An 11,654-nucleotide genomic window follows, 5' to 3' on the forward strand; every position below is an offset into this window, starting at 1 on the left:
ATATGTTCATTTTTCGTCGAACTGAACTCATTGGTATTAGGTAGTGAACAAGGTATAATGCGCCTATTCTCAAGAGCCTCATAACTAATCACCTATCGTTAGAGAAAGAATTTTCCAGACGTAATTTGTAGTACATGGTGTATGTGGCTTGTGCTTTTTTCGCTTTCATGACCCCTAGGATCTGATAAATGTTACCCGTTGTTGCTTTGGTTGGCCGCCCTAATGTTGGCAAATCAACCTTGTTTAATCGCCTTACCAATACCCGAGATGCACTAGTTGCAGACTACCCAGGGTTAACTCGCGACCGTAAATACGGCCAAGCGAAGTTCGAAAAGCGCCAGTTTATTGTTGTTGATACCGGCGGTATTACAGGTGATGAAGAGGGGATTGATGCTGAAATGGCGCAACAGTCTTTGTTGGCGATAGAAGAGGCTGATGTCGTTTTGTTCTTGGTTGACGCTAGAGCAGGTATGTTGCCGGCTGATCAGGGCATTGCTGATCACTTAAGACGCATAAACAAAAAGGTATTTGTGGTTGCGAACAAGGTTGACGGCATTGATGGCGATAGCGAAAGCGCAGAATTTTACTCGTTAGGTTTAGGTGAAATAAAGCAAATTGCAGCGGCCCATGGTCGCGGCGTTAGTCAGTTGCTACAAGATGCCCTAAAACCACTCGAAACTGACTTTCCTGACATGGAGATTGTCGACGAGGAACCCGAGGAAGAAGAGGATGCTGAAACGCAGCGTCAGCGCCTACAAGCGTTGCCTATCAAACTTGCTATCGTAGGTAAACCCAACGTAGGTAAGTCGACACTCACGAACCGCATTCTTGGTGAAGAGCGCGTAGTGGTATTCGACATGCCTGGCACCACCCGAGACAGCGTGTACATTCCAATGGAAAGGGATGAGCGAGAATATATCCTGATTGATACCGCGGGTGTAAGAAAACGCAGAAAGATCAGTGAAGCGGTAGAGAAGTTTTCTATTGTTAAAACCCTTCAGGCCATTGAAGAAGCTAATGTAGTGCTATTGGTTATTGATGCCAGAGAAGGTATTACCGATCAAGATTTGAGTTTACTCGGGTTTGTCCTCAATTCAGGGCGCTCTTTGGTCGTGGCCGTAAACAAATGGGATGGGTTGAGCACAGATGTTAAGGATGATATCAAGCGAGAGATGGACCGCCGTCTAGGCTTTATAGATTTCGCAAGAATTCACTTTATATCCGCGCTTCATGGCTCTGGTGTGGGCAATCTATTTGAGTCTGTGCAAGAAGCGTATATGAGTGCGACTAAGCGTATTAATACTGCTCTGCTTACACAAATTATGGAAATGGCGCAGGATGACCATCAGCCGCCACTTGTACGCGGTCGTCGAGTGAAAATGAAATATGCCCACGCAGGTGGTTATAACCCACCGGTTATCGTTATTCACGGTAATCAAGTGGATGACTTACCAAGCTCGTACAAACGTTTCTTGATGAATTATTTCAGAAAAGCACTAGAAATTATGGGTACGCCTATCAAAATAGAGTTCAGAGAAGGCAACAACCCGTTTGAAGGTAAAAAGGCTAATTTAACCTTAGCGCAGCAGCGCAAGCGCCGCCGTATGATGTCTTACTACAAAGATAAAAAGTAGGCGCTAAACTTTCGAAAGTACTATCGACGCTATTTCCAATTCAACCGAAATAGCGTCATATCCTTTTTATTAAGACCAAATTAACGCTCTCTACAGGTCAAGAGGCAAAGCCTCGACTCTATTCTGACGCTACTCTCCATTATCAGTTTAAATCTTAGCTATGCGATCTTGTTTAACGGTTGCTTCACCTATCAATTTACTGTTTTCTAAAGTAAAACCAGCTGGGTCATAATTACACGTAAGTTGTAGTTTTTGCCCTGCGCAGCGGGTTCGTACAAACACATTGCCTCTCAACACTGCCTGCTACCCGTTTAAAAATCGCGGATTATCTAAATTCAACTCTTGGAACTTTCTTTGCAAACGCTGAGGGTTTAGCAAACTACAAGCAGCATTTTGGAGTTACCTTGTCAGTAGAAAAATTGTTTAATAACGCTTCACCATTACAAAAAAACCAAATGTACAATTGGTTCGATAGGTATAAGCCACAAGACAAGCAAAAGGTGTATATTCTTAGCAGTGATATAGAGAAAAGGTTCAAATTGAACTTATCGTTGGTTAAACGACGTAAGGTGCAGAAAGCTTAGCGCTGACCTTCTAATAGTAACATGCGCACTTTCTTCATCATTTCAGACTCTTGTGGTACTTCGACGTTAACGATTAATTGATTGACGATAGTGTCAGAAAACTCAGGTGGAAAGGTGGTAGATATTTTTATAACCTTATCTTGTTGTCTGAATACATAGGTTGTTGCATAGATTGTAGGGGACGTTTCTGAAGCTGCGCTTAAGCCTAATCTCCATCCAGAAAGTTTTTCGTTCACAGAGTAAGGTGATGCAGGGCTAACTTGAGATAAAGTTAATTGTTGCACTTTTGCAGTAACTGAAGCCTTTTGTAAATCGCTCTCTAGCTGCTTTGGTAAAAGCTCGCTTTCATCCATAGAGAGCTGAGCTAAAAATGGGTAAACAGTGACATCAACTAAAGCATCTTCAAAATCTGAGTGGTTGTAGCGGGTGATTGCACCGCTAAATGGGTCTGAAAAGAGCTGAGTGTCTAACTTAACAAAGTCACCAACTCGATCTGGGACCTGAAGTGCAATGTTATAGTCACTTGCTTCAAGCGCACTAAATAAAAACTGACTGGTAAATATTTTTGTCTGTTTTACATGCTCAAGCCAACGAGAAACCAACGCCTGTGCTTCTTTTTCTTCTGTGTGTAATTCTGGGCTTTTGACACTACTAATTTCTGCATCTACATCATAAGCCGACGAATCAATCTCAATGCCTCGCCATTGTAGCGTAAATTCCGCAAACTGCTTTGTATGTTGCTGATGCTCACCCGGCGTTGAGCCAACGTTAGCAATAAGTAGTTCGTAGTCATTGCCTTCGCCATACGGCAAAAGATTGTTAAATTCACCAGACTCGCTGAGTTCTTTAATAAAACTTTCCGGAGAAATAGCATCTTCTAAGCATAAATTAGCCAACCCTTTGTGAGCGAGAGCAAGTTCATTCGATGCTTTTTGTTCATTGCAGGCTTTAAGCAAACTATCGCTCGGGTAGGTGGAAAAAACTGAAACACCTTGACTGACTGAAGACGCCCAAACGTCGTTAGAAAAACCTGCGGAGCTGGAACAAAGAAAAAGAAACACCGGTCCGGACTTTGCCACGGTGCGAATGACATTATACAAAAACGCACCAGCCCGCAGCTGCAAACGGTAAAAGAATAAATTTTTTGCTTGAACGGGCATATATAATACTAATGGCTAATTACTGGCGATGAATGTTTGTCACTGTACTGGTTATTTCACCGTCAGTCACCCGAGATTTTATCTCATCACCTACATTTACTTTATTCACGCTATTAATAGCTGTTTTGTCGGACAAAGTAATGCTGTAACCACGGGCGAGCGTTGAAAGAGGACTTACAGATTGTAAGAGGCTGACCTTACCGCCAAGTTCATTTTTTTTGCTTCCAATAAGTGTATTCATGCTTGATAAGAGCTTAGTTCTCGCATAATTCAATTTGTCTTTTGAACGCGCCACATTTGCCGATGGCGATTGATGGCTTAATCTAGACGCTAACGTATGCAGTTGCTTTTCTGCTTTTGCTAAATCACTTTGCATTTTATGCGTTAAACGAAGCTGCAGTCTGTCTAAGGTTTGCCACTGAGACTGAATACGGCTTTGTGGATGTAATGCATTTAAACGTTGTTTCTTTAAAGTGAGCTGCTGCTTGCTGGTTTGAATATGCTGCTGCATTGCTCTTGCCAAGCGTTGTTTTTGCTGACTCAAGGTTTGATAAAGCGCGGTCGAATCCTGACTTAAGACTTCTGCAGCTGCAGATGGGGTGGGGGCGCGAACATCAGCGACGAAGTCACTAATGGTGAAGTCTACCTCATGGCCTACGGCGCTAACTATAGGCAAAGCACTTGCAGCGACTTCTATTGCCAAGCTTTCATCATTAAAACACCACAAGTCTTCTAATGAACCTCCGCCTCGCGTAAGTAACAGCACATCCACTTCTGCGCGGCGGTTAGCCGTTCTTAACGCATTAATTAACTGTAAAGGTGCGGTTTCACCTTGGACCATTGATGGATACACGATGACTTCAGTTTGTGGGCTCCTGCGCTTTAGTACGCTCAATACGTCGTGAAGTGCTGCACCGCTTGATGAGGTTATTACGCCGATGCGATTAATGCGTTCAGGTAGCGCACGTTTGTTAGCAGTATCAAACAAGCCTTCATTGTTGAGTTTGAACTTTAAGGCTTCGAACGCTTGCTTAAGTGCACCTTCGCCATCGCTTTCCATATGTTCAACGACGAGTTGATAGTCACCGCGAGCCTCGTAAAGCCCTACTGATGCGCGCACTAAAATTTTGTCGCCTTCTTTAGGGCGAATGCGAACATTGCGGTTTGACCCCTTGAACATGGCTGCGCGGACTTGGGCTTTGTTGTCTTTCAGCGTGAAATACCAATGCCCTGATGCGGCTGCCACAAAGTTCGATATTTCAGCCGATAGCCAAATAAGGCCAATCTCGCCTTCCAATACGGTTCTGGCTAAGCGATTTAGCTTGGTAACTGTTAAAATTTGTCGAGAGGTAGATGGCGAATTTGTAAACATAAAAAAAATCACTGGGTTTAATACATTTAGAGTTTACCTGAAAACTAAAAAACACTACAATTGCGCCGCAATTAACCCTCAACTGAATAGGTGTTGTTGCATGCTACGTATCATCCAAGAAGCCCTGACGTTCGACGATGTGTTGCTGGTTCCCGGCCACTCGACCGTCCTCCCTCACACAGCCAACTTACAAACACGCCTTACGCGTGGCGTAACGTTAAATATTCCAATGGTTTCTGCTGCCATGGACACGGTTTCTGAAGCCCGTCTAGCTATTGCGTTAGCTCAAGAGGGTGGTATTGGTTTCATTCATAAAAACATGAAGCCTGAAGAGCAAGCTAAACACGTACGTGAAGTTAAGAAATACGAAAGTGGTGTGGTATCTGACCCAGTAACGGTAGAAGAGAGCGCGACCATTGGTGAAGTTATCGCGCTTTCTAAGCGCTTAGGCTACTCTGGCTTCCCGGTAACTGACAAAGACAATAACCTAATTGGTATTGTGACCGGCCGTGACCTTCGCTTTGAAAAACGCTTAAACCTCCCTATTAGCAACGTGATGACCGGTAAGGATGATCTGGTTACCGTAAAAGAAGGCGCAAGTTCTGACGTTGTATTAGATTTAATGCACGAACATCGCATTGAAAAAATTCTTGTTGTTGACGATGCGTTCAAGCTTACAGGCCTTATCACCGTTAAAGACTTCCAAAAAGCAGAAAATAAGCCTAATGCGTGTAAAGACTCGCTAGGTCGTCTTCGCGTAGGGGCGGCAGTTAGCGTAGGTGCAGGCACTGATGAGCGCATCGCATTATTGGTTGATGCAGGTGTAGATGTTTTACTAATTGACACTTCTCACGGTCATTCACAAGGCGTTATAGACCGAGTTAAGAAGGTACGAGCTGACTATCCTGATGTACAAATTATTGCGGGTAACGTTGCAACGGGCGATGGCGCGAAAGCACTTGCCGATGCCGGCGTAGATGCTGTTAAAGTGGGTATTGGTCCTGGTTCAATTTGTACTACCCGTATCGTAACCGGTTGCGGTGTGCCTCAAATTACTGCGGTATCAGATGCAGTAGAAGCGCTTAAAGATACTGACATTCCAGTAATCGCTGACGGCGGTATTCGTTTTTCGGGTGACATTGCTAAAGCGTTGGCCGCTGGCGCAAGCTGCGTAATGGTTGGCAGCATGTTAGCAGGTACTGAAGAAGCGCCAGGGGAAGTAGAACTTTTCCAAGGCCGTTATTACAAGTCATATCGCGGTATGGGTTCACTAGGCGCTATGGATCAAAGCCACGGTTCGTCAGACCGTTACTTCCAAGATTCTGATAACGCTGAAAAACTCGTACCGGAAGGTATTGAAGGTCGCGTAGCGTACAAAGGTCCAATTGCTAATATTATCCATCAGCAAATGGGTGGCTTGCGCTCAGCTATGGGCTTAACGGGCTGCGCAACGATTGAAGAGCTCAATACCAAGGCACAATTTGTGCGCGTAACTTCAGCCGGAATGGGCGAGAGCCACGTTCACGATGTAAGCATTACCAAAGAAGCGCCAAACTACCGTTTAGGTTAAGGCGACCGACGACTGCGAGGCTGGTACTACACCAGCCTTTGTTCTTTTATTTAACGGGTAAAAATAAAACATGACCACAAATATCCACGACCAACGCATACTTATTTTGGATTTTGGCTCGCAATACACGCAGTTGATAGCACGTCGTGTTCGAGAAATTGGCGTTTACTGTGAGCTTTGGGCTTGGGATGTGACTGAAGAGCAAATCCGCGAATTTAATCCTCAAGGGATTATTCTGTCAGGTGGCCCAGAGTCAGTAACTGAAGAGGGCTCGCCACGCGCGCCCGAGTACGTATTTGAAGCTGGCGTGCCAGTGCTAGGCGTGTGCTATGGCATGCAAACCATGGCACAACAGCTAGGTGGTGGCGTATTGGGTTCTGACAAGCGTGAATTTGGTTATGCGCAAGTAGAAGTGATTAAGCCAAGCCCGCTGCTGGATAAAATTGAAGATGCCATAGGTGATAACGGCGCGGCGCTGCTTGACGTATGGATGAGCCACGGCGATAAAGTGGCAGCTATTCCCGAAGGTTTTGAAACCATCGCGCAAACCGCTTCATGCCCACATGCTGCAATGTATAACGAAGAGAAGCAATTCTATGGCGTGCAGTTCCACCCTGAAGTGACTCACACTCGCCAAGGCATGCGTTTATTAACTCACTTTGTGATGGACATCTGTAAGTGTGAAAAGCTGTGGACAGCTGGCGCAATTATTGACGATGCCATTGAGCGTATAAAAGAGAAAGTGGGTGATGAAGAAGTTATTCTTGGCCTTTCAGGCGGCGTAGATTCTTCAGTAACAGCCATGCTGCTTCACCGCGCGATAGGTGAAAAACTTACCTGTGTGTTTGTAGACAATGGCCTGCTTCGCTTAAATGAAGCTGATCAGGTAATGGAAATGTTTGGTGACCATTTCGGCCTTAACATTATCCGCGTAGACGCTGAAGAGCGTTTTCTTGATCGCCTAAAAGGCATTGAAGATCCTGAACTTAAACGTAAAGCTATTGGTAATGAGTTCGTTCGTGTATTTGACGAAGAAGCGGGTAAGCGTGAAAACGCGAAGTGGTTAGCGCAAGGTACTATTTACCCAGACGTTATTGAATCAGCGGGTTCTGCAACGGGTAAAGCGCACGTAATCAAATCGCACCACAACGTGGGTGGTCTTCCAGAAGATATGGAGCTAGGTCTTGTTGAGCCACTGCGTGAACTCTTTAAAGACGAAGTACGCAAAATCGGCCTTGAGCTAGGTTTACCGTACGACATGCTTTACCGTCACCCGTTCCCTGGACCGGGTCTGGGTGTTCGTGTACTTGGTGAAATTAAGAAAGAATATTGCGACTTACTACGTCGTGCTGACGCTATCTTCATTGAAGAGCTATATACAGCTGATTTATACCAAAAAGTAAGCCAAGCGTTTACCGTATTTCTTCCAGTGCGCTCAGTAGGCGTAATGGGTGATGCGCGTAAATACGACTGGGTGGTAAGTCTTCGCGCAGTAGAGACTATCGACTTCATGACGGCTCACTGGGCACATTTGCCATACGACTTCCTAGGTAAAGTGTCGAATCGCATTATCAATGAAATCGATGGCATTAGCCGCGTGGTTTACGATATTTCTGGTAAGCCGCCTGCTACGATTGAGTGGGAATAGATACTTATATAGCCCTTAAGCATGGTTATTCCAAAGCTCAGGAATAACCATGCGAATGAAAATTGCTGGGCGGCAGATGGTAAGTTTGTATTAGTAGTTACAACGTTTATAAAAGCAGCTCTTTTAAGAAGCTCGATCTTATTTTGATAATAGGAGAAGTTATAACTAAAGAATTGAAACTATTGTTTAGAAAGGGTACGTTGTTTCAAAAAAATATATATTATAAAGCGCCAGCGTAACCCAAAACTATCTAAGGCACGCACTAAATTTTTTATGCTGATGATATAAAACTTACGGTAGGTAATACTGCACATAAATAAAAACTTTTGATTGCGTTTACTTAATGTTAGGCCCTTGCGATATTAAGGTTTTTCTTCTCCCATTCTACTAACAATTAGCAAGGTTATTTGTAAAGAATTATCTCAATAACATAGTGTATCGAGATAACGAATAAAATCTTTAAAATAGGAATAGGACGTTGTCCAGCACGTTGACTTATAGACCTGAAATTGACGGGCTTAGAGCTTTGGCTGTTCTACCAGTAATTTTTTTTCATGCTGGTTTTGAACACTTCTCTGGAGGGTACATTGGTGTTGATGTTTTCTTTGTCATTAGCGGCTTCTTAATAACTTCAATTCTCCTCAATGAAATAAATAACAATAAATTTAGCCTTATAAGTTTTTATGAGCGAAGAGCGCGGAGAATCCTACCTGCTTTAGCAGTAGTCGTATTTGTTACAATGCCGTTTTCCTGGATGTACTTGAACACCTCACAATTTCAAGACTATTCACAAAGTGTTACCGCTGTAAGTTTATTCGGCTCTAATATTCTTTTTTGGTTAGAGAGTGGCTACTTTCAAGCTGCCTCGGAAGAAAAACCGTTACTGCATACTTGGAGTTTGGCGGTAGAAGAGCAATTTTATCTGTTTTTTCCTATTTTGTTACTACTACTTTACAGGCGAAGCAGGGGAGGTTTGTATACATGGCTCTTTTTAATTTCGATGATTAGTTTTATCCTTTGCGAGTATCTTGTAGTTTCAAAGCCTAGCGCGAACTTTTTTTTACTACCATCACGAATTTGGGAGTTATTCGTAGGAGCGTTTGCTGCAATTTTGATGAAGTCAGTAGATCCGAAGGCGAATGATATCTTGTCTATGGTAGGCTTGTCTTTCATAGTGTCAGGAATTTTTTTGTTTGATGAATATACGCCGTTTCCTAGCGCTTATACTTTAGCCCCAGTTATTGGCACTTTTTTAGTAATATTATTTGGCAGAAATAACACTCTAGTTAACAAGATTCTCAGTAATAGTCTATTGGTATCAATAGGACTGCTCAGTTATTCAGCTTACCTATGGCATCAGCCAATTTTTGCTTTTGTTAGAGTAAATTCGATTGAAGAACTCGACTTAAATCTCAAATGGATTATGGTGTTAAGTTCTTTGCTTATAGCATTTATAAGCTGGAAATTTATAGAGTCCCCATTTAGAAACAAAAGACATTTTACTCGTGCTCGAATCTTTAAGTTATCATTCTTTACACTGTTGTTATTTTTTCTAATAGGAAATTTAGGAAGTTGGTTTGCTAATGTAGTTAATCCAGGGCAGTTTAATGAAGCTATGTTTTTTAAATTATCAAAAAATTCAATTGGTAACGAGAAATTGAGGCTAGAGTCATGGATCAAATTGAAAGAAAAAAATGAGCATTCCCTCTGGTATGATCTAGATAAAAATATGGAGAAGGTTCTGATACTAGGGAATTCTCATTCAAAAGATATCTACAATACTTTAACGTTCTCGAAGACGAATGGTGAGGATTTCCAATTTTCAAGGTATGGCATTCAAATAAGTGAAGTACCACACAATATAAGTAAAATTCGTCGATTACCGAACTACAAATTTGCCGATACAGTGGTTTTTGCTTCGAGGTACGACCTTGCCGACATAGAAGAGTTTGAGAAAGTCATTTCTCTATTTATAGAAGATAATAAGCGATTGGTTATTATACTAAATACCTTTGAGTTTCCCGAGTATAGAACTAGAAAATGGACAATGGCTGAATATGTGGCATACAAACACAGTGTCGATGACAAGCTGTTAAATTTGGTATCTCCCAGTGACCTAGCAGACATAATCAATCAGCAATACTTCATTGCATATACTGAAAAGAAGTATGCGAGCCGGCATGACTTTAATGGCAATGTTCATGATATTAATCAAAGGTTGATAGCTTTAGCAAGAAATCATCCGGAAATTAAAATTCTAGATAGAATGGAATATCAGTGCGAAATAAAAAGTGAAGTCTGTTTTGCTGTTTCTAAAGATTTAGAAAAATATTACTATGATTATGGGCATAACTCTATCGCTGGTGCTCGCTTCTTTGCAACAAGAATTGATGAGTTAAATTGGTTTGTTAAACCAAATGAAAAAAATAAAAAGAGTAAAGAAAATTCATATTATTAGATTTCGTGTTGTTTAAACTCTAATTGCTATTGTAAAGAATTTCTGAAGTTTTCCATTCAGAATAAATGGCTGTTAAGTTTTTAAGTAATGAAGTTATCATCGTGAGCTAAATCTTAAATCAAGCTCTGAGTATCTTTTTTATACTTATTTTTCTTACCTATTTTCCTTATTTATGAAAAACTATAGCTTCTATCTCATGCAGATATTGTTGTTGATTTTTCTCGTGGGGCGTGCTAACACTAAAAATAAATTGATGTCACCTTTCGAGCGGGAATTTTATGTCTTTTGCTACAAAGTTTGAGAAGGTTAATATGGCGCTCCGCCATCCTTCACTATTTAGAAGTAAAAAAAACTATCTTTTTGTTCTTAGTCACATGAGAAGTCGCTCTTCGTTACTATCCCATCTTTTGGGAAGTCATCCAGAAATTTGTGGATATGGTGAGCTACACTATGATTATCCCACCCCCAAGTCACTAATCAAAATGCACTTAGAATTATACAAAGATTTGAACGACATTAATGAAAGTAAATACTATTTAGACAAGGTGCTCCATAATAGTTACGTCATTTCTAACAAAATTGTTAGTAACCCGAAAGTTCATATATTAGTTTTGTTCAGGGAGCCAAAGGCTACGATAAAAAGTTTGATTAAAATGGGAGAGGCAACTAATAAACCAGAATATTCAAATACAGATAAAATGCTTCAATACTATATTAGGCGTATTTCTTATTTAATAGATATTTCTAAAAAGTACTCAAAAGTACATATTGTAGAATCAGACAAAATCGTAAAAGACACGGCTCACACTCTAAAGGAGCTTAGCGATTGGTTAAATTTAGATTCTGAACTTAGTGAAAACTATCACTTGTTTAATAAGACAGGCAAGGCAGGGCACGGCGATCCGTCATCTAGCATAGCTTCAGGTAAAATCATTGAGACTAATAATAGTCAAACCATTGAACTTGACGAAAAATTGCTTGAAATAGCACTTCAGCACTATCGTAGTTTATCAATACTAGCAAATCGTTAATTTACGTTTTTGGTCGTATTTGCTTTAAACTTTATTTTGGACTGATAATTATGATGTAAATATTGCGACTCTATTCTGGGAAACTTATTTAGTCCAATTGCATAGCGAATGTTTATATATGTTGGCGTAGGAAAAAACTTAAACGTATCTTATCCTATCTTAGGTTATAAAAATTTATATATATAGTGTAACCATAC

The 11,654-nt window shown here is 41.4% G+C and carries 7 protein-coding genes; 5 read left to right on the top strand and 2 right to left on the bottom strand.

The window, feature by feature from the left end; genetic code table 11:
- Nucleotides 1–188 precede the first annotated feature (188 nt).
- Entirely contained in the window at nt 189–1,634 is a 1,446-nt protein-coding gene (gene der, locus AC27KT_RS06645) for a ribosome biogenesis GTPase Der (RefSeq protein WP_039218126.1), read from the top strand.
- Nucleotides 1,635–2,214: 580 nt separating this feature from the next.
- On the opposite strand, the gene AC27KT_RS06650 is transcribed toward der, so the two are convergent.
- Together AC27KT_RS06650 and xseA are read right to left on the bottom strand one after the other, a co-directional pair.
- Nucleotides 2,215–3,297, bottom strand: a complete 1,083-nt coding sequence (locus AC27KT_RS06650) for a hypothetical protein (RefSeq protein WP_487128469.1) — start codon at nt 3,295–3,297, stop codon at nt 2,215–2,217.
- 100 nt (nt 3,298–3,397) lie between these two features.
- Nucleotides 3,398–4,750 carry an exodeoxyribonuclease VII large subunit gene (xseA, locus tag AC27KT_RS06655; protein ID WP_487128471.1) on the bottom strand — a complete coding sequence of 451 codons (1,353 nt, stop codon included), beginning with the start codon at nt 4,748–4,750 and terminating at the stop codon, nt 3,398–3,400.
- Nucleotides 4,751–4,850: 100 nt separating this feature from the next.
- On the opposite strand from xseA, the gene guaB reads away from it, so the two are divergent.
- The 4 genes from guaB (at nt 4,851) to AC27KT_RS06675 (ending at nt 11,457) form a co-directional block, all read left to right on the top strand.
- On the top strand, nt 4,851–6,320 hold the full coding sequence (gene guaB / locus AC27KT_RS06660; RefSeq protein ID WP_487128473.1) for an IMP dehydrogenase: 1,470 nt from the start codon (nt 4,851–4,853) through the stop codon (nt 6,318–6,320).
- 70 nt (nt 6,321–6,390) lie between these two features.
- Nucleotides 6,391–7,968 (top strand): glutamine-hydrolyzing GMP synthase, encoded by a 1,578-nt coding sequence (gene guaA, locus AC27KT_RS06665; protein WP_487128475.1) that lies wholly within the window; start codon nt 6,391–6,393, stop codon nt 7,966–7,968.
- Nucleotides 7,969–8,446: 478 nt separating this feature from the next.
- The gene (locus AC27KT_RS06670; protein ID WP_487128477.1) at nt 8,447–10,426 is read left to right on the top strand and encodes an acyltransferase family protein; all 1,980 of its coding nucleotides are present in this window, start codon (nt 8,447–8,449) and stop codon (nt 10,424–10,426) included.
- Nucleotides 10,427–10,704: 278 nt separating this feature from the next.
- Nucleotides 10,705–11,457, top strand: a complete 753-nt coding sequence (locus tag AC27KT_RS06675; protein ID WP_487128479.1) for a sulfotransferase family protein — start codon at nt 10,705–10,707, stop codon at nt 11,455–11,457.
- The last annotated feature ends 197 nt before the right edge of the window (nt 11,458–11,654 follow it).

It is taken from the genome of Alteromonas sp. 5NW40-0090, assembly GCF_057552975.1.

What these genes read in the sequence shown, in the direction of transcription:
- der (WP_039218126.1), top strand. Translation starts at nt 189, where the DNA reads ATGTTACCCGTTGTTGCTTTGGTTGGCCGCCCTAATGTTGGCAAATCA.
- xseA (WP_487128471.1), bottom strand. Translation starts at nt 4,750, where the DNA reads ATGTTTACAAATTCGCCATCTACCTCTCGACAAATTTTAACAGTTACC.
- guaB (WP_487128473.1), top strand. Translation starts at nt 4,851, where the DNA reads ATGCTACGTATCATCCAAGAAGCCCTGACGTTCGACGATGTGTTGCTG.
- guaA (WP_487128475.1), top strand. Translation starts at nt 6,391, where the DNA reads ATGACCACAAATATCCACGACCAACGCATACTTATTTTGGATTTTGGC.
- AC27KT_RS06675 (WP_487128479.1), top strand. Translation starts at nt 10,705, where the DNA reads ATGTCTTTTGCTACAAAGTTTGAGAAGGTTAATATGGCGCTCCGCCAT.